Raw genomic sequence first — 18,519 nt, forward strand, 5'->3', positions numbered from 1 at the left:
TAAAATAATCAAAAATCAGGAGAGTTAATGTGAATCTACAATCCGGACAAAACATACCACTTCAGCAATCTGCGATCAGGCTGAATCTTCAGTACCCTACCAAATCCGGCTTTAAAGGCGAACCCGATACCTGCCTGTTCCTGCTTAATGCTCAGGGAAAGGTCAGCGGCGATTCTGACTTTATCTTTTACAATAATCTGTCTTCTCCTGAAGGGGCAGTAAAGCTCGTTACCGGTTCTCAGCAGTCCAGCATTGAGATAGCACTGGATCGTGTTCCTGCGAACATCAGTAAAATTGCAATCACAGTTGTCATTGATGGTGAAGATACCATCAGTGGGCTCAGTTCGTTGAGCATGCAGGCTCAAGGAATCGCTGAGTTCCAGGCTGAGACTCAGGGCCGCAGTGAGAAAGCAATTATCCTGGGTGAAGTATATCGGCACAATGGCGCCTGGAAGCTTCGTGCGCTCGGGCAGGGTTTCAACGGTGGTCTTGAGCCTCTGGCCATTAGCTATGGCGTTGATGTCGCACAGCCAGCTCCGCAGCCAGCAAAGCCTGCTCGTATCAGTCTGGAAAAGAAACTGGAAACCAGATCTCCGCGCCTTGTAAGCCTCGCTAAAAAAGCCTCGGTCAGTCTTACTAAAAATAAACTGGACACCCTTGAGGCAGCGGTTGCATTTGTACTTGACGCATCCGGCTCAATGAGTGGCCAGTTCAGTAAGGGTAACGTTCAGTCTGTGCTGGACCGCATCGCCGTTCTTGCCGCCCAGTTCGACGACGACGGTGAAATGGATGTCTGGGGATTTGGAGAGAAGCATAAGAAGTATCCAAACGTCACACTGGACAACCTGGACACATATATTCAGTCCATTCGCGGGGCTGGAAAGCGTTCAGCCTGGGAGAACCTGCCGGGCCTCGGAGGGACAAACAACGAGCCTCCTGTGATGGAAGAAATAGTCGACTACTTTAAGGACTCGAAAATCCCGGTGTATGTTGTATTTATTACCGATGGCGGGATCAGCAAGACCCGGGCGATTAAAGATGCAATCCGGCGTTCTGCCAACTACCCCATCTTCTGGAAGTTTGTCGGCCTGGGTGGTTCAAGCTACGGTATCCTCAAAAATCTGGATGACTTTACTGACCGCCGGGTTGATAACACCCACTTCTTTGCCATGGATGATTTCGGTTCGATTAGCGATGAAAAGTTATATGATAATCTACTGGAAGAATTCAGACCGTGGATCGATGAAACAAAAAGGTTAGGCATCCTTTAATACGCACAGTTTGAGCTTGGTTGAATGAGCTCTACAGCAGCTTAATACTGTAGAGCCTTTGTTCATTGGAAATCGTACAGGGAGGCGCATATGGACCGCATCAAGTACCTGAAATGGATAGCTGAAGAATCACCAAGTACGGCTCAGCAGCTGGTGGCCTGGTTAAACAGAGCAAGGCACTATACGCCCGACATGAAAGAGCATCAGGCAGGTGTACAGATTCAAGAAAAGGGGATTGTTGTAGGGCTTAGACAAAGTACTAATCGTTATCATGGAGATTGTCTGACCATACATGTGGTACGGCTTCCGGAAGAAATACAAAACAAGGGATGGTTTAAGTCTTTTCTGAAGCTTTGCTGTGAATCGAATCCCTGGTGCGATGTTGTAATAGAAGACGTGAAAAACCCATATTTATTAAGCTTTTGTAAGAAACTAAACTTTACTGTATTAGATGAATTTTACCCGAATACTTACATAGTAAACACAGATGCCATTATGAGTTTACCTATCCCACCCTTAGGGAGATACGAAACCTATCTTTATTAAACCTGCGAACCTTTACCGGTTGCGTGGGGAGCGGATGGACTTGAGTCTGTACATAAATTTGTGTAATTGCCTGATTTTGATATGTTCAATCCAACATCAAAAGCAGGTTAATTTATGGACGAAAAACAGTTGCAGGCTCTGGCTAACGAACTGGCCAAAAATCTCAAAACCCCTGACGATCTCAACCAGTTCGATCGCCTGCTGAAGAAAATCAGCGTTGAGGCGGCTCTCAACGCCGAAATGTCCCACCATCTGGGCTACGATAAAAATCAGCCCAAACTGGGGGCTAATTCCCGTAACGGCTATTCCACAAAGACCGTTACCACCGGCGATGGCCCTCTGGAACTACGTACCCCACGCGATCGTGATGGCTCCTTCGAACCCCAACTGGTGAAGAAAAACCAGACCCGCATTACCGGCATGGATAACCAGATTTTATCGTTGTATGCCAAAGGGATGACCACACGCGAGATCGCCGCCGCGTTCAAAGAGTTGTATGACGCGGATGTCTCACCCGCGCTGGTCTCAAAGGTCACCGATGCGGTCATGGAGCAGGTTGTCGAATGGCAAAATCGTCCGCTGGATGCAGTCTATCCCATTGTTTATCTTGACTGTATCGTCCTGAAAGTCCGACAGGATAGTCGTGTCATCAATAAATCAGTGTTCCTGGCGCTGGGCATTAATATCGAAGGCCAGAAAGAGTTGCTGGGGATGTGGCTGGCCGAAAATGAAGGGGCGAAGTTCTGGCTGAATGTGCTGACAGAATTGAAGAATCGTGGCCTGAACGATATCCTCATTGCCTGCGTTGACGGCCTGAAAGGTTTCCCGGACGCCATCAACGCGGTGTATCCGGAGGCCCGCATCCAGCTGTGCATCGTGCATATGGTGCGCAACAGCCTGCGGTTCGTCTCCTGGAAGGACTACAAAGCCGTCACCCGCGACCTGAAAGCGATTTACCAGGCACCGACGGAAGAAGCAGGCCAGCAGGCGCTGGAAGCGTTCGCCGCAGCCTGGGACAGCCGCTATCCGCAGATAAGCCGAAGCTGGCAGGCAAACTGGGCCAACCTGGCGACGTTCTTCGCTTACCCGGCAGACATCCGCAAAGTCATCTACACCACCAACGCCATAGAATCACTGAACAGCGTGATCCGGCATGCTATCAAAAAGCGTAAGGTGTTCCCGACGGACGACGCGGTGAAAAAGGTGGTGTGGCTGGCAATCCAGGCGGCCTCACAGAAATGGACGATGCCGCTGAGGGACTGGCGTATGGCAATGAGCCGCTTTATTATCGAGTTCGGTGACCGCCTGGACGGTCACTTCTGAGAAAAGGCATTTACACAGAATCGTGTACAGGGTCATGGACTTCGGCTAAAGAAAAATCACATCGTCTATTTTGACCAGAAAAAGCTAATCTGCTTGATGTAATGCAGAAACGCATTACATTAATATCTTCTCCCAACAATCACCTGAACAATTCCCTGATTGCTTTTCACCTCATACCAGTGCTGGCTCATAGTTAGTCCTTAAGCAAATTTGTTATCGGAATAAAGAACGAAGCCAGCCTCATCGAGGCGCATAACCTTCTTCCCTTAACGCCTGTTGTAATTTTTCAATTGCGCTTTTCATTACCCAGGCTTCTTCGTCACTCACAGCACAGCCACGAAGATCGCTCCAGCTCAGACGTTTAACTAATTGAGCAAGGGCCATAGTTTCATTCTCATCAAGCTGCAAACTCAGTGTCTCAATACCTTCCACTATCTAACCTCCCTTATACTGAAAAATGGCGCTTTATTTCTGACCAGATGCCGAAGCCTTGAATGCGGCCGGAACTGCCGTTGTTTCTACTTTACAGAAATGGAATTAAAAAGTGGTGGTGCTGGGCACGTTTCTTTTCCAGTCGGGGTTTAAGCCAGAGCCGAAACTCATTCAACTTCTCAGCAGCCAAAACCGCTTCAACGGGGAAAACTTTATATTTACCCTGCTGCTGAGGTTCACCCAACCATCGCCTGATGGCTCCGTCAGTCCATAAACGAGTCTCTTTGAGCCTGGTTACAGTGACCCATTTCCTGGACCATTCATCAAATTGTCGCTGGCGATCCCGATAACGTTGTTCTTCCTGCTGACGAAGCCAGTCGCGATCAACAGCGAATTTTCGGTATCCAACAAAGAGCCCTTGTACTTTGGCCATGACAACATTCCGGTTTGCTTAGAACTGTTCAGACAGACATGTCAGGGATAAAGCTGAAGAAAAAGGTACAACGAAGAATAACCAAGACATAGGCCTGCCGGGTAAGTGGTGCGGTGCACAGGACTGTCGGAAAGTACGCTCAGAGAGGGTCGTTTAAGCATGATGCACCACCGCCAGCCAGCCTTAATAATGGTAATGTACCACTGGGTTACCAGACAGACCAGTAACGCATCAAACATAAAACTGTTTTTTAAAAAACGTCAGGAACGTAGCCTGACCTTTTAACCAGTGGTGTAAAAAACATACAGATTGCTCTGAGGTATGAGGTTCAGCAACTAGCCTTGTCGACGCAGAAACATTAAGTAATCAATAGCAGCTATCGCAAACAATGGTGAAAACCACCACGTGCTTTTCAACAAGCCAAGCGGCAGAAAGAGTACAGTTGCCATCGAATAAACAAAAACACGAACCATACCATCTGTAATAAACATAGGCTATTTGCAATCTGAGGTTGGATTGTAGATTTTAGTTAGAAATGGATCAAAGTCCGTTTTGTGCAAAACTTGGTTGACAACCCTCTTTTGGAAGATGTGCCGTTTCGTGCAAAAGTTGGTTGGAGGCCAAGATGGCAGAGTTCGTAGGTTCGGCTGCTTCGCAAGCTGATTTCATTTGGAAGAACGCGGAAGACCTGTGGGGGGGGATTTCAAGCATACCGACTTCGGCAAGATCATTTTGCCGTTTACTCTGCTGCGTCGATTGGAGTGCGCACTGGAGTCTACACGGGAAGCATCGCTCGATAGCCAACCAGCCACGATTGAGTTCTTAGAAGCAGAGTTCAGTGTTGATTTCGATGCGCTGCTATCTTGACCGCCAATCAGACCCGCATGGTTCAGGTTTGTGTATGAGAGTCCCCAAATGGCTGTAGTTCTAACCAAAGCCTTGATTGAAGCCGGCCGCGCCGGAAATAGTGGGTACAGAAAAGGCAGTTGCTTGCGCTGGGCGTAAGTTACCCGCCGAAAAGCGGCTGGATCGAACGACTGATCGGCACTGAGGTATCTGACGAGCAGTACGAACGCTTTCTGGGGCACAGCACGAGCAAGCAGGCTGAACAGATCCTACGCGGAGAGCAGCCAGCCAAGGGGCTTCAGTATGCAAAGCGAGCGAAGAAGCTCGCTTCTGAAAGAAAAGCCACAATTGATCTGGATAACGAGCACCTGTCTGAAATCGAAAAGTATCGGTAGCCCTAGACTTTTAGCCGCTGAAGATCTCTTAGATACCATTGGTGAAACTTGCTGAAGTCAGCCTTCTGTTTCTCTACCGTGCTGTTATAGATCGCATCACTGGTAACCGCACAAGCAGTCCAGCCAGCCTCATAGACGAAGCGAGTAGCTATCGGTGACTTCTTCGGGGTGCTATCCCAGCGGTTTTTGAGCCACCGCGCAAGCCCTTCATCAAGAGGGACCACCAGATTTAGCTGCTGTTTTGTGCGAGTGATACCGACATAAAACAGCCGACGTTCCTCCTCGATTTCCTCTTCGGCCGGAGGGGTGTTCATCGATGTGCGAACGCTGTAAACATCATCGGGTTTGCCGCCAGGAAATTCCTGCTCATTCAGCCCGATCAGGGGTCGTCTCAGAAAACGGAATCTATGGTCACTCCCGTTTTTGCAACACCGATTTTGACGACAAGTTGGCTTGCTTGAATCTATCCGGCGTCTGAATGGGATTTTATTCCCGCGCCTTGATGAGTTCCGCGCCTGATGAACCTCCAGAAAATATACGGCTTCAATGAGCCTTTCCGTTTTACAGGTTCCTCAACAGGCCGGTGGGCCGTTAGTATCATCAATATCAGTATTCGCAAAACCAGATCAGTAATTCTTTAAACCGGTGTATTTCTGCCGTTATGCTACATAAGTTTGCTGTCGTGCCGTTAGGGCCCAGGCTATTCTGGCCAGCTTGTTTGCCAGAGCACAAGTGACGACAAAGTTGCTTTTCCGGCACAGTAAATCCCTGACCCAATCGGCCAATTTGCCAGACTGGTGTTCCAGTTTTTGTATGAATACCCTGGCACATTGAACCAACAAAGTTCGGATCTTTTTATTACCTCGCTTACTAATTCCCAGCAATGTCGTCCTACCTCCCGTGCTGTACTGCCGAGGTACAAGCCCTGTTGCCGCCGCAAAGTCACGGCTGCTGGCGTACTGCTTCCCGTCGCCAATCTCAGTTGAAATAGTACTCGCTGTCAGTGTTCCGACGCAGGGAATGCTCAGCAAGCGCTGTCCAACCTCATCTTCGTCCAACTTTCGTTTCAACTGGGATTCCAAATCTTTAATCTGCTCAACAAGATAGTGATAATGCTGTTGTAATTTCAGCAATAACTGGCTGAGGTAAAGAGGCAAACTATTATCCTCAAGAATGGTACTCAGTCGGCTAATAACGGCAGCTCCTCGGGGAACGCTAATGCCAAATTCCAGCAGAAAAGCATGCATTTGATTGGTTGTTTTTACCTTATCCTGAACCAGGGATTCACGGACACGATGCAGAGCCCGCATTGCCTGCTGAGATTCCGTTCTGGGCTGCACAAAACGCATAGACGGACGCGATGCAGCTTCACAAATAGCTTCGGCGTCGACAAAGTCGTTTTTATTGCTTTTAACGAACGGGCGGACAAATTGTGGTGATATCAGCTTTGGGGAATGCCCCAACTCTTCCAACTTGCGTGCCATAAAGTGAGAACCGCCACAGGCTTCCATTGCGATGGTTGTAGCGGGGCATGTCGCCAAAAATTCGATCAACTTTGGCCGGGTAAATTTTTTACGGTAAACAGCCTTCCCGCGACGATCCTGGCAATGAATATGGAAAGAGTTTTTACCCAGATCGATACCAATGAGCGCAATGTTTTCCATGATAGTTCTCCGAATGAAAGCCTGTCCTCAGCATAGTACCGGGAAGGAGGGAGTGACCATCTCATTAAATAAAGCACGCTAAGCGTGCGTGGAGGCTGGCACCCAGCGGTACAGCGTCGGAATGGACACGCCGAGGTTCTTGGCCACGTCCTTGGGCGGCACCCCGCTGGCCAGCAGCTTCTTGGCCGACTCGATCTTGCTGTCGGTCATCTTCGGCTTGCGGCCGCCTTTGCGGCCGAGCTGCTTGGCGACTTCCAGCCCGGCGCGGGTGCGCTCGACGGTCAGCTCGCGCTCCATTTCGGCAAGGCTCGCCATGACGTGGAAGAAGAACCGCCCGGATGGTGTGCCGGTGTCGATGGAGTCGGTGAGGCTCCTGAACTGGACACCGTGCTTGTGCAGATCGCCGACCAGATCGACCAGTTGCTTGACCGACCGGCCCAGCCGGTCGAGCTTCCAGACGACCAAAGTATCGCCTTCGCGCAGCATTTCGAGCGTCTTGGCCAAGCCAGGCCGGTCTGCCCGCGTGCCACTCACCTTGTCCTCGAAGACCTTTTTACATCCGGCCTTGCTCAAGGCTTCGCGTTGCAGCTCCAGGTTCTGATCCTGCGTCGAGACGCGCGCATAGCCAATCAACATGGCTTGTCTCGCGCCCGGTCGATGCGTTCCTGCATCGCCTGCATCACTTCTTCGTGGGTGTACGATCTGGCGTTGGCGTCGGTGGCTTGCCGCAGGGCTTCCTCAACCTCGCGCGTCATCCGCTCGTAATCCTCCGGCCACAGCGCTTGCTCCATGCGCAGCGACGCCTGACTCAGCAGGTGCAGCAGGCTGAACAGCCGCATGTCGTTGGTGGCGACGATGCGCTCCCGAATCTGCTCCTGAATAGCTTCGCTAGCCCGATGCGCTTGTGGTGTGGCAGTCCCCTCGTAGTCAGCGGGGAATTCCGCTTCCTCGGCAATCCTTGCCCAGGCGCTGGCCAGCGCCTCGATGGTTGACGTGCTCATTTCCGCCGCTCCTGTGCTCTTTGGCGAATCAACCGGCCAAGGGGCCTCGACGCGAAAACCAGCAGCATCACGCCTATCGGATACCAGGTCGAGAAGACCACCAAGGCATCGAAGGCTGGCCGTCCGGTGTTGGTAGGCAGTACGGCGGTCACAGCCATCAACCCGCCGACCGTCCAGATGATGCGCCACACGTAGGGCATCACGCGGGGCACGTAGCCGTCATCGAAAGCGGTCTGGTAGTAGCGGCGCAGGCCGCGCTCGGCAAGCGCCTGGCGCTGCCGCTCCGACAGCGCATCCGTCCGGCCATACCAGCGCCGGAATGGTGGACAGCGCAGCAGCAAAGGGGTGAAGAGGATCATCACCGCCACGATCGCGACACCCCACGCCATGACGGCGCCGGCATCGGGCCGCTTGGCGTTCTCGATCACGGGCGCGAAGACGCCCGGAGCACCGATCATCCAGAACAGCGCAATGTGCTGATGGAAGGAGAGCTTCATTTGCTCATCCACTTGCGCAGCAGGCGCTTTTTCAGGGAGGCGCGTTCTTGCGGGTTGCGTCCCTTGTGATTGGCGATGCGATCCGCCGTGGCGGCCTGGCGCTTGACGGGCCAGTAGGAGCGGCCATCCTTGCCCATCGACCAGACGCTGCTGGCCTGGTTTTCCAGCAGGGGCAGATGGGCGCTCAGGGCTTCGGGCGACGCGCTGGTCAGCGCCGTGCGCTCACGGGTGCGCCAGCGCTGATGCCAGAGCTTCTTGTCCTCGCGCTCGCTGCCGCAGGTCGTGTGCCCGACGATGGGTGTTTTGCGGCGGCTGCGGCTCATAACGTAGTGGTCTCCAAGAACATTCAGGACTGATCCCAGGCGTCGATGGTCAAGACCTGATCGGCAGGACAGGCGGCTACGCGGTCGGGAACTGGATGGTGTTCAGTCTCATGCCGACCCCATTCGATTGATCGCGTCGCTTGCGGCACGCTGCGACGCAAGGAGGTTTGCGACCTGGTTTAGCAGCCGTGTCCGCTGCATGTCTGTTACCTATCTCCCCGACCGCTCATTGGACCAACTCCAGAGATTGGGCTCTATCGCTCAGCCAATACGAAACCGGCATTGGCTGATGCCACAACCGAGACTAACACAAATGGCTCGGTACCTGTATTTCGCGCCCCGTGCACTTGGCCCGGTCTTGCCACGGCTATCTCACCTTCCCTGAGGGCACGAACAATCCCATTGCCCTGAAAGTAATCAGCCATTCCCGACAAAACAGTCCACGTGTCTTGGCCGTGAGGATGAATGTGAGCCGCAATTTCCTGCCCGGGATGGACATGCCAAACCACGATAATTGAGTCTCGGGTTTCAAGCACAACGGAACGAATAGGCTCGCCTTCGGACGGCTGAACATACTCGGCTACAGAAAATATTCTCGATTCAACAGTCATCGGAGATCCCTCTTTCACAGTTGTCGTTACGGTCTTCATCGTCGGCATCCTGACGCACGGCGGGCAATTGCTGGAGCAACGCCGGCAGCCATTCCTGTACCGTCTCCCACACCACATCGAGGTTGATGTCGAAATAGCCGTGAGCCATGCGATTACGCATATTGCGCATGCTGCGCCACGGCACGTCGGCATGCGCCTGGGTGAACTCGACGTAGCCATCCATCACCTTTGTGGCCGCCTCGCCGATGACGATCAGGCTCATGATGACGGCCTGCTGGGTGCGCTTGTCGGCCAAGAAGTCGTCCTTGGCCATCCCTTCCACGAAGCTGCGCGCATCGGTTGCGGCCTGCTGAATGTGGTCGAGGTAATCGGGCAGGCGGTTCTCGCTCATATCGGTTGCGCCTCCGCGAGCACCTTGGCCCGGAACTTCGGCGGCAGGTCGCCGGGAGTCAGCAGATCGACGTCAACGCCGAGCAGCGATTTCAGTTCTTCTTCCAAATCGCCCAAGTCCAACAACGTGGCACCGGGCAGCGCATCGACCAACAGGTCGAGGTCGCTGCCATCCCGGTCGGTGCCATGCAGCACCGAGCCGAAGACGCGCGGGTTCGCGGCGCGAAAGCGGCCTACCGCTTCACGCACTGCGCTTCGCTTCATGTCAAGCACAACAGACGGTCGCATGCGCATCCTTTCTTATCGAAACTCGTTGAGATGATATGCAATCAAGAATAGAATTTCAAGAACTATTTTCGAGAATCGCAATGCCTTGATTCCCGTGCCGCGCCTGTCATTTTCAGAAGGTGACTGCACGGAATATCAAGAGTCGGCTGCACAGTCTTTTCTGATCTGTGGTCGTCTCAGAAAACGGAATCTATGGTCACTCCCGTTTTTGCAACACCGATTTTGACGATAAGTTGGCTTGCTTGAATCTATCCGGCGTCTGAATGGGATTTTATTCCCGCGCCTCGATGAGTTCCGCGCCTGATGAACCTCCAGAAAATATACGGCTTCAGCGAGCCTTTCCGTTTTACAGGTTCCTCAACAGGCCGGTGGGCCGTTTGTATCATCAATATCAGTATTCGCAAAACCAGATGAATGATTGTTTAAACTGGTGTATTTCTGCCTTTATGCTTCGTAAGTTTGCTGTCGCGCCGTCAGTGCCCAGGCTATTCTGGCCAGCTTGTTTGCCAGAGCACAGGTGACGACAAAGTTGCTTTTCCGACACAACAACTCCCTGACCCAGTCGGCCAACTTGCCAGACTGGTGTTCCAGTTTTTGTATGAATACCCTGGCACACTGAACCAACAAAGTTCGGATCTTTTTGTTGCCCCGCTTGCTAATCCCTAACAATGTCGTCCGACCTCCCGTGCTGTACTGTCGGGGTACCAGCCCTGTTGCCGCCGCAAAGTCACGGCTGCTGGCGTACTGCTTCCCGTCGCCAATCTCAGTTGAAATAGTACTGGCAGTCAGCGTTCCAACGCAGGGAATACTCAGCAAGCGCTGTCCAACCTCATCTTCGTCCAACTTTCGTTTCAACTGAGATTCCAGATCTTTAATCTGCTCAACAAGATAGTGATAATGCTGTTGTAATTTCAGCAGTAACTGGCTGAGATAAAGAGGCAAACTACTGTCCTCAAGAAGGGTACTCAGTCGACTAATAACGGCAGCACCTCGCGGAACGCTGATACCAAATTCCAGCAGAAAAGCATGCATCTGATTAGTTGTTTTCACCTTATCCTGAACCAGGGATTCACGGACACGATGCAGAGCTCGCATTGCCTGCTGAGATTCGGTTCTGGGCTGCACGAAACGCATAGATGGACGTGATGCTGCTTCACAGATAGCTTCAGCATCAACGAAGTCATTTTTGTTGCTTTTAACGAATGGGCGGACAAATTGCGGTGATATCAGCTTTGGAAAATGCCCTAACTCTGCCAGCTTGCGTGCCATAAAGTGAGAACCGCCACAGGCTTCCATCGCGATGGTTGTTGCCGGGCATGTCGCCAGAAATTCGATTAGCTTTGGTCGGGTGAATTTTTTACGGTAAACGGCCTTCCCACGATGATCCTGACAATGAATATGGAAAGAGTTCTTACCCAGATCGATACCAATAAGCGCAATGTTTTCCATGATGGTTCTCCGAATGAAAGCCTGTCCTCAGCATAGTACTGGGAAGGAGGGAGTGACCATCTCATTAAATAAAGCACGCTAAGCTGTGGAAGCCCCTGCCAAGCTCGTTCCACCTTGCAACGACGCAATCAGCGGACACGAAACATTCCCCTGCCGCGAATGGCAGGCGCACACCAGGTCAGACAGCACAGCCTCCATGCGCGCCAAATCGGCCATCTTCTCGCGCACGTCTTGGAGCTTGTGCTCGGCCAGGCTGCTGGCCTCCTCGCAGTGGGTGCCATCGTCGAGCCGCAGCAACTCGGCGATTTCATCCAGGCTGAAGCCCAACCGCTGGGCCGATTTCACGAATCGCACCCGTGTCACGTCCGCCGCGCCATAGCGGCGAATGCTGCCATAGGGCTTGTCCGGCTCGGGCAACAAGCCCTTGCGCTGATAGAACCGGATGGTCTCCACGTTGACGCCGGCTGCCTTGGCAAAAACGCCAATGGTCAGGTTCTCCAAATTATTTTCCATACCGCTTGACTCCGTACATGAGTACGGAAGTAAGGTTACGCTATCCAATTCAAATTCGAAAGGACAAGCCGAGGAAGGTAGCGGACGACTCATTGGGGTACAGGCAGTGGCCCCGGAAGCGGGCGAGCTGATCCAGACGGCGGTGCTCGCGATCCGTAACCGCATGACCGTACAGGAACTGGCTGACCAGTTGTTCCCCTACCTGACGATGGTCGAGGGGCTGAAGCTCGCGGCGCAGACCTTCACCAAGGATGTCAAACAATTGTCCTGCTGCGCAGGATGAAAGGAGATGGAACCATGAAGCTCGCCCCATATATTTTAGAACGTCTCACTTCGGTCAATCGTACCAATGGTACTGCGGATCTCTTGGTCCCGCTACTGCGGGAACTCGCCAAGGGGCGTCCGGTTTCACGAACGACACTTGCCGGGATTCTCGACTGGCCCGCTGAGCGAGTGGCCGCCGTACTCGAACAGGCCACCAGTACCGAATATGACAAAGATGGGAACATCATCGGCTACGGCCTCACCTTGCGCGAGACTTCGTATGTCTTTGAAATTGACGACCGCCGTCTGTATGCCTGGTGCGCGCTGGACACCTTGATATTTCCGGCGCTGATCGGCCGTACAGCTCGCGTCTCATCGCATTGCGCTGCAACCGGAGCACCCGTTTCACTCACGGTTTCACCCAGCGAGATACAGGCTGTCGAACCTGCCGGCATGGCGGTGTCCTTGGTATTGCCGCAGGAAGCAGCCGACGTTCGTCAGTCCTTCTGTTGCCATGTACATTTCTTTGCATCTGTCCCGACGGCGGAAGACTGGGCCTCCAAGCATCAAGGATTGGAAGGATTGGCGATCGTCAGTGTCCACGAGGCTTTCGGCTTGGGCCAGGAGTTTAATCGACATCTGTTGCAGACCATGTCATCTAGGACACCGTGATCGGATATCGACCCAATGTTCTACGGCACCGGCATCGGATTCGCAGCGCGCGGATTGAACTCGGCGAAACGGTATATGCATTGCCGTGAACCGACCAAAAGGAGGTGTTCGATGAACGCCTACACGGTGTCCCGGCTGGCCCTTGATGCCGGGGTGAGCGTGCATATCGTGCGCGACTACCTGCTGCGCGGATTGCTGCGGCCAGTCGCCTGCACCACGGGTGGCTACGGCCTGTTCGATGACGCCGCCTTGCAGCGACTGTGCTTCGTGTGGGCCGCCTTCGAGGCGGGCATCGGCCTCGGCGCATTGGCGCGGCTGTGCCGGGCGCTGGATGCGGCGAACTGCGATGAAACTGCCGCGCAGCTTGCTGTGCTGCGTCAGTTCGTCGAACGCCGGCGCGAAGCGTTGGCCAATCTGGAAGTGCAGTTGGCCGCCATGCCGACCGCGCCGGCACAGCATGCGGAGAGTTTGCCATGAACAGCCCCGAGCGCATGCCGGCCGAGACGCACAAACCGTTCACCGGCTACCTGTGGGGCACGCTGGCCGTGCTGACTTGCCCCTGCCACCTGTCCATCCTCGCTGCCGTGCTGGCCGGCACAACCGCCGGTGCATTCCTTGTCGAGTATTGGGTCATCACGGCGCTCGGTTTGACCGGCCTGTTTCTTCTGTCACTGGCGCGGGCGTTGCGGGCATTCAGGGAAAGATCATGAGCGCTTCCCGGCCGGATGGATGGACTACGGCGGAGGGCCCAAGCGTTCGAGCGCGGGCAAGGCTTTCTGTTCGCAAAGCCGATGCCGGCGGCGGCATTCGCCGTCTTCGTCAGTCAATGGAGGGGTGCCACCATGAATGCAAATGATCCGACCGCCACCAGTTGCTGCGTGTGCTGCAAGGAAATTCCGCTCGATGCCGCCTTCACACCGGAAGGCGCGGAGTACGTCGAGCACTTCTGCGGGCTGGAGTGTTATCAACGTTTCCAGGCGCGGGCCAGCACTGCGACCGAAACGAGCGGCGAACCGAACGCTTGCGGTTCGCCGCCGTCAAATTGAGACAAACCACGCTTTCGCTACGTCGCCTCATGTCGGCATCAAATTCGGCTGAGTAGCTTCTCGCCATCTGGACGTAGCTCGCCCTTGGGTGAAATATGCCGATACAGGGTCTGCCGCGTGATGCCAAGTTCCTGGCACAGGTCGCCGACCTTGGTCTCTGACTGCCCCATTGCCGCCATCGCCAGCCGCAGCTTGGCGGCGGTCATCTTGAACGGCCGGCCGCCTTTCCGGCCGCGTGCCCGTGCTGAGGCCAGGCCCGCCACGGTGCGCTCGGCGATCAACTCGCGCTCGAACTCGGCCAGCGCGGCGAAGATACCGAAGACCAGCTTGCCGGCGGCGGTCGTGGTGTCAATGGCCGCGCCGTGCCCGGTCAGCACCTTGAGGCCGATGCCGCGTCCGGTCAGGTCATGGACGGTATTGATCAGATGGCGCAGGTCGCGCCCGAGCCGATCCAGTTTCCAAACGACCAACGTGTCGCCTGGCCGTAGTGCCTTCAGACAGCTCGCCAGACCGGGACGATCCTCGCGTTTTCCGGACGCTTGGTCTTCATAGAGATGCGCCGGATCAACACCGGCCGCGACCAGCGCATCGCGCTGCAAGTCCGTCGCCTGGGAGCCATCCGCCTTCGATACTCGCATGTAGCCAATCAGCATCTTGTACCTGTCACATATACGTTCGATTATGTGACAGTTTGCATCGGGAAGCTCTGCACGTCAAAATTTGTCACTTAACCCGTCATTCTGTCTAAGGCATGCAAAGGGTAGGCTAGGCTCATAATGTGACAGAAATTCCGGGGGGATGCCTTCCTTCGCGAAGGTGGCGCGCAACTGTTCCAAGGAAGCGGGGTCGCGCCGACCATAGGAAGCCAACGCGAACAGCGAGCGTGCCGTCTCGGGGTTGTGTCGTGCTTCAATGATGGCCTCATCAATGGCCTGGATTGCACGCTGCCAGTGATCGACGGGTTCGGGCTTCGGCGCTTTCGCCGGCAGGCCACTGGTGAACCCGGTTTGGGGCTCGGACCAGAATAGCTTTGCGTGCTCGCCTGGCGGGCTTATATCCCTCACCTCAATCAAGCTGATTGCCGTTGCCGCCGCCTCCAGCATCTGCAACCGTACTGCCGGGTTCAGGGTTTCATACGGTCGCCACAGACTTTGCCCAGCACGCAGCGGATGCCCGCAGCATTCCCAGATTTGGCGGAGATACCCCGCGTAGGTGCCGCACGTCGAAAGCGGGGTGTTCAGCTCATCGAGCAGCGTGCGTAGCAGCCTAAACCACAATCCGGCGTGGATGCGTCGGCGCGGCAACTCCACGTGGCCGGTCGTCAGTGCCTGCCAGGTACGCTGGTCCATCGCCGCAATCGCGTCGCTGGCAGTGCGCGGTTCGGCGTCGGCGTTCTCCCAGCCGAGAAACCGCCCTGGCACGCCCCAATAGGATTCCAGCCAGCAGCCATGCAGTGGGCAGCTCAGCATCAGGGGCAGCTTCCACGCGAGCAGTACGGCTTGGTTCTCCGGATCGTTCAGACAGAGCGGGCAGGCGCGATGTATCGGCTGGCTGGGCAGCCAGGCACGCCAGCTCGTGATGGATCGCGTCCTACGGCGGAGTTTCGGCAGCAGCACCGAGAGCTGGAACGCATAGGTTTCCAATGCATCTGGAATCTGATCATCAAGGCTGTCCAGTAGCCAAGGCACCCAGCCGGCGAAACTCATGCAACGCAGCCGGTCCGGCTCGATGCCGCTCCGCTGGGAGAGCATCGCCAGCAGCGCCAGTGGTGGCGCGGTGTCCAGGTCATCAACCTGGCCGTGACCAAGATCGTGCTCCAGCAGCTCGGACACCTCCATGTGATAGCAAAGGGCCACGCGGTTGAGCCACGAAGACAAGGCTTCGCCTTCCCTGGGAGCCGGATGCAGTGGCCAGTGTGGCGCTGGCTTCACATCAGTTCCCGCTCGAATTGCCGCCGCCGCTCGCTGGGACCGGTGTAATCGGCCATGCTGAGCGTGCGATGGTTGATCGCTTCCTCACCGCTCTCCACGGCAGCGACGGCCGCCGCCATCAACAGGTGCGCCAGCTCGCCGATGGTGCCCTCGCTGCGCGTGAGCAGGTAGCGGGCCATATCCAGCGTGGCAATCGACGAGGGTCGCCGCAGCGGGAGCGAAGCCGCGAAGCTGGCCAGCAGTGAGCAGCAATCGTCGTTGGCCTCCCACACCGGCAGCATCATCGGCTCGAAGCGGTTTTCCAACTGGTCGTCCGAGCGGATCGCCAAGTAGGCATCGCGTGTGCCGACCCCGACCAGCGGGATGCGCAGCTCGTTGCCGAGGAAACGCAGCAGGTTGAGGAATTCCCGGCGGTTGACGCTGTTGCCGGCCAGGACGTTGTGCAATTCGTCGATCACCAGCATGCGCACGCCGACCTTGCGTAGCAGTGCCAGCGCCAATTGCTCCATTTCCGGCAGCCGTGGGCGCGGGCGCAATGGCGCGCCCATCGCGGCAAGTAGCGCGACGTAGAAGCGGATTACCGACGGTTCGGATGGCATCTGCACGACCAGTACCGGAATGTGCTCCTGGTCGGCGTCGGAGCTGGCCGGGTGGGTGCGGCGGAATTTCTCGACGATCATCGACTTGCCGTTGTTGGTTGGACCGACCAACAGCAGGTTGGGCATGCGTTGTTTGTTCGGCCACGCATACAGGGCTTCCAGCCGATTCAGCGCCTCGACTGCTCGCGGATAGCCGATCCAGCGGTCAGCGCGAAGGCGATGGATGCGTTCGTCCGCCGGAAGACGGGCCAAGCCCTGGGCCACCGGCATCAGGTGGGACAAGTCGATGATGGGATATTCTTCCACGGCTACCACTCCTCAATCTGGTCGAACGGTTTGGCAGGTGGCTGGTTGTCTGCCTGCGGGTCAGCCATGTCCGCGTCCGGTGGTGGCGTGGTTTTGAAAAGAACTGCCGTTGCCTTGAGATGCTGGCGTCGATCCGCGTCGCGCCGCGCCTTGCGCGTAGCTTTCTGCGCGGTGGACACGATTTCGCGCATCTGGCCGATCATGCGAAACAGCGCCGACTCATCCACCTGTTCGCGCCCTTGCTGCCGCAATTTCGCCAGCGCCTGTCGTTGTTCCCAGAGGGTGACAGCCGGGTGCGACAAGGTGCGGTATGGAATTTCCAGATAGTGCTGCCCCTCCGGCTCCAGCACCCAAATGCGGCTGATGTCGCGCGGGTCGCGCCGGATCAGGAACGCAGGCAAGCGGTCGCGCCGAGCTATCCACGGCTTGAGCGCATCGGCGTAGTAATGGATGTGGTCGATGACGAAGCCGGTGCGGGTCAGCGTGCGGCGGATGATGGGCAGAAAATCGACCAGAAAAGCCGTGGTGCGAGTGATGACGGTTGGCACGCCGGTCCGCGCGATAGCTTCGGCCCAGCGCGCTGCCGGCGGCTGGAGCAGGCCGTTGTGCACGGAGCCGTGGTAGGTGCCGACCGCCAATGTGAGCCAGCGCTCCAGCTCACGCAGCGTCAGGGCGGCCTTGTTTTCGGAATCGTAGTCGCCGCGCTGGTCAGGGTTGGAGAAGGTCGTCCCTGGCAATTCGTCGTGGATCATCTGCATCGCCGTGCCGATGATCCGTTCCACGATGCCGCCGTAGTGCGGCTGCCCGAGCGGGCGATAGTCAAGCCGGATGCCATGCTGCTCGCAGCCTCGGCGTAGCGCTTCGCTCTTGAACTCGGCCGCGTTGTCCAGGTAGAGCAGCCTGGGCTTGCCGCTCATCGGCCACTCCATTTCTATGTTCAGACCCTCCAGCCAGGGACGCTTGTCGCAGGCGACATGCACAAGGCACAGGCCGACCGAAACAGATGACGGCGCTTCCAGCGTGACGACCATGCCGAGCACGCAGCGGGTAAACACGTCGATGGCGATGGTCAGATACGGACGGCCAATCGGTTGCCGGTCGCGCTCGTCCACCACGATCAGGTCGATGACCGTGTGATCAATCTGCACTTGTTCCAGTGGCGCGGTCACGGCGGGAGGCTCACCACCGACACCTTGCAGGCTGCGGGACGCATCCTGACCTTCCCGGCGGCGAGTGGCCTTGAGCGGATCGAGGCCGGCGATCCGCAGAGCCACGGTGTTGCGCGCCGGCGCCCGCAGCTTTTGCGCTTTGCAAGCCTGCGCGACCTCGCGGTGGAACGCTGCCAGGCTACGCTTCTGCTTGGTCAGGAAGCGCTTTTGCAGCAACTCGCGGATGATGCGCTCAACTGATTCCGGCAAGCGTCCCTTGCCTTTTCCGCCGCCGGATCGGCTGCGAGCCAGGTCCGTCACAAGCCCAGCACCTTGCCGGGCACGGCGGATTAGGACATACACCTGCCGCCTGGACAGGCCAAGCGCGTGAGCAGCGGCATCGGCGGCTTCATGCCCGACCACATCAAGCGCTGCCAGCGGCCCGATGATTTCCGCCCGTTGCCGGGCCTGCGCCCAAGCCGCATCGGGCAGGGTGGCCACGCCTTGCTCGGCAATCAATGATGTGTCTGACGCCATGCTCACACCTCGCTTTGGTGCACACGAGTATTGA

25 protein-coding genes and 2 pseudogenes are annotated in these 18,519 nt (G+C 56.0%); 10 read left to right on the forward strand and 17 right to left on the reverse strand.

Annotation, left to right across the window (positions count from 1 at the left end; all coding sequences use genetic code 11):
* The first annotated feature begins 29 nt into the window (after window positions 1–29).
* The 3 genes from ACQG2Q_RS20350 (at window position 30) to ACQG2Q_RS20360 (ending at window position 3,140) form a co-directional block, all read left to right on the forward strand.
* Window positions 30–1,271 (forward strand): vWA domain-containing protein, encoded by a 1,242-nt coding sequence (locus tag ACQG2Q_RS20350; RefSeq protein WP_001053340.1) that lies wholly within the window; start codon window positions 30–32, stop codon window positions 1,269–1,271.
* Between the two features lie 90 nt (window positions 1,272–1,361).
* Window positions 1,362–1,817, forward strand: coding sequence for a hypothetical protein (locus ACQG2Q_RS20355; RefSeq protein ID WP_000374058.1), 456 nt, complete (start codon window positions 1,362–1,364; stop codon window positions 1,815–1,817).
* A 114-nt stretch (window positions 1,818–1,931) separates the two neighbouring features.
* Entirely contained in the window at window positions 1,932–3,140 is a 1,209-nt protein-coding gene (locus tag ACQG2Q_RS20360; protein ID WP_015386429.1) for an IS256 family transposase, read from the forward strand.
* A gap of 240 nt (window positions 3,141–3,380) precedes the next feature.
* Here the strand turns inward: ACQG2Q_RS20360 and ACQG2Q_RS20365 are convergent, their stop codons facing one another.
* Both ACQG2Q_RS20365 and ACQG2Q_RS20370 read right to left on the reverse strand, forming a co-directional pair.
* Window positions 3,381–3,572 carry a DUF7706 family protein gene (locus ACQG2Q_RS20365; protein ID WP_000398479.1) on the reverse strand — a complete coding sequence of 64 codons (192 nt, stop codon included), beginning with the start codon at window positions 3,570–3,572 and terminating at the stop codon, window positions 3,381–3,383.
* Window positions 3,573–3,663: 91 nt separating this feature from the next.
* Window positions 3,664–4,005 carry a hypothetical protein gene (locus ACQG2Q_RS20370; RefSeq protein ID WP_001151572.1) on the reverse strand — a complete coding sequence of 114 codons (342 nt, stop codon included), beginning with the start codon at window positions 4,003–4,005 and terminating at the stop codon, window positions 3,664–3,666.
* A gap of 625 nt (window positions 4,006–4,630) precedes the next feature.
* Here ACQG2Q_RS20370 and ACQG2Q_RS20375 point away from each other — a divergent pair.
* Window positions 4,631–4,851: pseudogene (locus ACQG2Q_RS20375) on the forward strand (type I restriction-modification system subunit M N-terminal domain-containing protein); the annotation flags it as partial.
* A 140-nt stretch (window positions 4,852–4,991) separates the two neighbouring features.
* Window positions 4,992–5,246 (forward strand): hypothetical protein, encoded by a 255-nt coding sequence (locus ACQG2Q_RS20380; RefSeq protein WP_000880375.1) that lies wholly within the window; start codon window positions 4,992–4,994, stop codon window positions 5,244–5,246.
* A 2-nt stretch (window positions 5,247–5,248) separates the two neighbouring features.
* Here the strand turns inward: ACQG2Q_RS20380 and ACQG2Q_RS20385 are convergent, their stop codons facing one another.
* The 11 genes from ACQG2Q_RS20385 to ACQG2Q_RS20435 form a co-directional block, all read right to left on the reverse strand.
* Window positions 5,249–5,794 (reverse strand): 3'-5' exonuclease, encoded by a 546-nt coding sequence (locus ACQG2Q_RS20385; protein ID WP_306307854.1) that lies wholly within the window; start codon window positions 5,792–5,794, stop codon window positions 5,249–5,251.
* Window positions 5,795–5,905: 111 nt separating this feature from the next.
* Window positions 5,906–6,910 (reverse strand): IS110-like element IS4321 family transposase, encoded by a 1,005-nt coding sequence (locus tag ACQG2Q_RS20390; RefSeq protein WP_000427623.1) that lies wholly within the window; start codon window positions 6,908–6,910, stop codon window positions 5,906–5,908.
* 78 nt (window positions 6,911–6,988) lie between these two features.
* The gene (locus ACQG2Q_RS20395; protein WP_003100847.1) at window positions 6,989–7,546 is read right to left on the reverse strand and encodes a recombinase family protein; all 558 of its coding nucleotides are present in this window, start codon (window positions 7,544–7,546) and stop codon (window positions 6,989–6,991) included.
* Window positions 7,540–7,911 (reverse strand): hypothetical protein, encoded by a 372-nt coding sequence (locus tag ACQG2Q_RS20400; protein ID WP_021243030.1) that lies wholly within the window; start codon window positions 7,909–7,911, stop codon window positions 7,540–7,542. The genes ACQG2Q_RS20395 and ACQG2Q_RS20400 overlap by 7 nt, the downstream gene beginning before the upstream one ends.
* Window positions 7,908–8,408, reverse strand: a complete 501-nt coding sequence (locus tag ACQG2Q_RS20405; RefSeq protein WP_003100856.1) for a hypothetical protein — start codon at window positions 8,406–8,408, stop codon at window positions 7,908–7,910. Before ACQG2Q_RS20405 ends, ACQG2Q_RS20400 begins: the two co-directional genes overlap by 4 nt.
* Complete coding sequence (locus tag ACQG2Q_RS20410; RefSeq protein WP_003100858.1) at window positions 8,405–8,731, reverse strand: hypothetical protein; 327 nt, start codon at window positions 8,729–8,731, stop codon at window positions 8,405–8,407. Before ACQG2Q_RS20410 ends, ACQG2Q_RS20405 begins: the two co-directional genes overlap by 4 nt.
* 254 nt (window positions 8,732–8,985) lie before the next feature.
* Window positions 8,986–9,342 carry a cupin domain-containing protein gene (locus tag ACQG2Q_RS20415; protein ID WP_000215515.1) on the reverse strand — a complete coding sequence of 119 codons (357 nt, stop codon included), beginning with the start codon at window positions 9,340–9,342 and terminating at the stop codon, window positions 8,986–8,988.
* Window positions 9,332–9,733, reverse strand: a complete 402-nt coding sequence (locus ACQG2Q_RS20420) for a HepT-like ribonuclease domain-containing protein (RefSeq protein WP_001293886.1) — start codon at window positions 9,731–9,733, stop codon at window positions 9,332–9,334. The genes ACQG2Q_RS20415 and ACQG2Q_RS20420 overlap by 11 nt, the downstream gene beginning before the upstream one ends.
* Window positions 9,730–10,020 carry a nucleotidyltransferase family protein gene (locus ACQG2Q_RS20425; protein WP_001247892.1) on the reverse strand — a complete coding sequence of 97 codons (291 nt, stop codon included), beginning with the start codon at window positions 10,018–10,020 and terminating at the stop codon, window positions 9,730–9,732. Before ACQG2Q_RS20425 ends, ACQG2Q_RS20420 begins: the two co-directional genes overlap by 4 nt.
* A 444-nt stretch (window positions 10,021–10,464) precedes the next feature.
* Window positions 10,465–11,469 (reverse strand): IS110-like element IS5075 family transposase, encoded by a 1,005-nt coding sequence (locus tag ACQG2Q_RS20430; RefSeq protein ID WP_000427614.1) that lies wholly within the window; start codon window positions 11,467–11,469, stop codon window positions 10,465–10,467.
* A gap of 78 nt (window positions 11,470–11,547) precedes the next feature.
* Window positions 11,548–11,982 (reverse strand): mercury resistance transcriptional regulator MerR, encoded by a 435-nt coding sequence (locus ACQG2Q_RS20435; RefSeq protein WP_010981353.1) that lies wholly within the window; start codon window positions 11,980–11,982, stop codon window positions 11,548–11,550.
* A 67-nt stretch (window positions 11,983–12,049) separates the two neighbouring features.
* Between ACQG2Q_RS20435 and ACQG2Q_RS20440 the strand changes: the two are divergent.
* From ACQG2Q_RS20440 to ACQG2Q_RS20460, 5 genes and pseudogenes are all read left to right on the forward strand, one after another.
* Window positions 12,050–12,265 (forward strand): annotated as a pseudogene (locus ACQG2Q_RS20440) (mercury(II) reductase); the annotation flags it as partial.
* A gap of 14 nt (window positions 12,266–12,279) precedes the next feature.
* Window positions 12,280–12,918 (forward strand): organomercurial lyase MerB, encoded by a 639-nt coding sequence (gene merB / locus ACQG2Q_RS20445; protein WP_000761850.1) that lies wholly within the window; start codon window positions 12,280–12,282, stop codon window positions 12,916–12,918.
* Window positions 12,919–13,029: 111 nt separating this feature from the next.
* Complete coding sequence (gene merD, locus ACQG2Q_RS20450; protein WP_031942307.1) at window positions 13,030–13,395, forward strand: mercury resistance co-regulator MerD; 366 nt, start codon at window positions 13,030–13,032, stop codon at window positions 13,393–13,395.
* Window positions 13,392–13,628 (forward strand): broad-spectrum mercury transporter MerE, encoded by a 237-nt coding sequence (gene merE / locus ACQG2Q_RS20455; protein ID WP_005413392.1) that lies wholly within the window; start codon window positions 13,392–13,394, stop codon window positions 13,626–13,628. The genes merD and merE overlap by 4 nt, the downstream gene beginning before the upstream one ends.
* 132 nt (window positions 13,629–13,760) lie before the next feature.
* Entirely contained in the window at window positions 13,761–13,964 is a 204-nt protein-coding gene (locus tag ACQG2Q_RS20460; RefSeq protein ID WP_005413391.1) for a DUF3330 domain-containing protein, read from the forward strand.
* Between the two features lie 38 nt (window positions 13,965–14,002).
* Here the strand turns inward: ACQG2Q_RS20460 and ACQG2Q_RS20465 are convergent, their stop codons facing one another.
* From ACQG2Q_RS20465 to ACQG2Q_RS20480, 4 genes are read right to left on the reverse strand one after another with little or no spacing between them, the layout of a single operon-like run.
* Window positions 14,003–14,617: a recombinase family protein gene (locus ACQG2Q_RS20465; RefSeq protein ID WP_010981357.1), complete on the reverse strand. Its 615-nt coding sequence runs from the start codon at window positions 14,615–14,617 to the stop codon at window positions 14,003–14,005.
* A 60-nt stretch (window positions 14,618–14,677) separates the two neighbouring features.
* A complete protein-coding gene (locus ACQG2Q_RS20470; protein WP_011405615.1) occupies window positions 14,678–15,895 on the reverse strand; it encodes a TniQ family protein in 1,218 nt (405 codons plus the stop codon).
* Window positions 15,892–16,800: a TniB family NTP-binding protein gene (locus ACQG2Q_RS20475; RefSeq protein ID WP_000393453.1), complete on the reverse strand. Its 909-nt coding sequence runs from the start codon at window positions 16,798–16,800 to the stop codon at window positions 15,892–15,894. Before ACQG2Q_RS20475 ends, ACQG2Q_RS20470 begins: the two co-directional genes overlap by 4 nt.
* 2 nt (window positions 16,801–16,802) lie before the next feature.
* Window positions 16,803–18,485 (reverse strand): Mu transposase C-terminal domain-containing protein, encoded by a 1,683-nt coding sequence (locus ACQG2Q_RS20480; protein WP_010791757.1) that lies wholly within the window; start codon window positions 18,483–18,485, stop codon window positions 16,803–16,805.
* Between the last annotated feature and the right edge of the window lie 34 nt (window positions 18,486–18,519).

Origin of the sequence: Enterobacter cloacae complex sp. 370H10 (assembly GCF_050031535.1) — a bacterium.
In the GTDB taxonomy this organism is placed as follows: Bacteria; Pseudomonadota; Gammaproteobacteria; order Enterobacterales; family Enterobacteriaceae; genus Enterobacter; species Enterobacter intestinihominis.

Coding starts and splice junctions, on each gene's coding strand:
- ACQG2Q_RS20435 (WP_010981353.1), bottom strand. CDS start 11,982: ATGGAAAATAATTTGGAGAACCTGACCATTGGCGTTTTTGCCAAGGCA.
- ACQG2Q_RS20400 (WP_021243030.1), bottom strand. CDS start 7,911: ATGAGCACGTCAACCATCGAGGCGCTGGCCAGCGCCTGGGCAAGGATT.
- ACQG2Q_RS20390 (WP_000427623.1), bottom strand. CDS start 6,910: ATGGAAAACATTGCGCTCATTGGTATCGATCTGGGTAAAAACTCTTTC.
- ACQG2Q_RS20430 (WP_000427614.1), bottom strand. CDS start 11,469: ATGGAAAACATTGCGCTTATTGGTATCGATCTGGGTAAGAACTCTTTC.
- merE (WP_005413392.1), top strand. CDS start 13,392: ATGAACAGCCCCGAGCGCATGCCGGCCGAGACGCACAAACCGTTCACC.
- ACQG2Q_RS20420 (WP_001293886.1), bottom strand. CDS start 9,733: ATGAGCGAGAACCGCCTGCCCGATTACCTCGACCACATTCAGCAGGCC.
- ACQG2Q_RS20480 (WP_010791757.1), bottom strand. CDS start 18,485: ATGGCGTCAGACACATCATTGATTGCCGAGCAAGGCGTGGCCACCCTG.
- ACQG2Q_RS20425 (WP_001247892.1), bottom strand. CDS start 10,020: ATGCGACCGTCTGTTGTGCTTGACATGAAGCGAAGCGCAGTGCGTGAA.
- ACQG2Q_RS20405 (WP_003100856.1), bottom strand. CDS start 8,408: ATGAAGCTCTCCTTCCATCAGCACATTGCGCTGTTCTGGATGATCGGT.
- ACQG2Q_RS20370 (WP_001151572.1), bottom strand. CDS start 4,005: ATGGCCAAAGTACAAGGGCTCTTTGTTGGATACCGAAAATTCGCTGTT.
- merD (WP_031942307.1), top strand. CDS start 13,030: ATGAACGCCTACACGGTGTCCCGGCTGGCCCTTGATGCCGGGGTGAGC.
- ACQG2Q_RS20410 (WP_003100858.1), bottom strand. CDS start 8,731: ATGAGCCGCAGCCGCCGCAAAACACCCATCGTCGGGCACACGACCTGC.
- ACQG2Q_RS20355 (WP_000374058.1), top strand. CDS start 1,362: ATGGACCGCATCAAGTACCTGAAATGGATAGCTGAAGAATCACCAAGT.
- ACQG2Q_RS20460 (WP_005413391.1), top strand. CDS start 13,761: ATGAATGCAAATGATCCGACCGCCACCAGTTGCTGCGTGTGCTGCAAG.
- ACQG2Q_RS20465 (WP_010981357.1), bottom strand. CDS start 14,617: ATGCTGATTGGCTACATGCGAGTATCGAAGGCGGATGGCTCCCAGGCG.
- ACQG2Q_RS20360 (WP_015386429.1), top strand. CDS start 1,932: ATGGACGAAAAACAGTTGCAGGCTCTGGCTAACGAACTGGCCAAAAAT.
- merB (WP_000761850.1), top strand. CDS start 12,280: ATGAAGCTCGCCCCATATATTTTAGAACGTCTCACTTCGGTCAATCGT.
- ACQG2Q_RS20415 (WP_000215515.1), bottom strand. CDS start 9,342: ATGACTGTTGAATCGAGAATATTTTCTGTAGCCGAGTATGTTCAGCCG.
- ACQG2Q_RS20395 (WP_003100847.1), bottom strand. CDS start 7,546: ATGTTGATTGGCTATGCGCGCGTCTCGACGCAGGATCAGAACCTGGAG.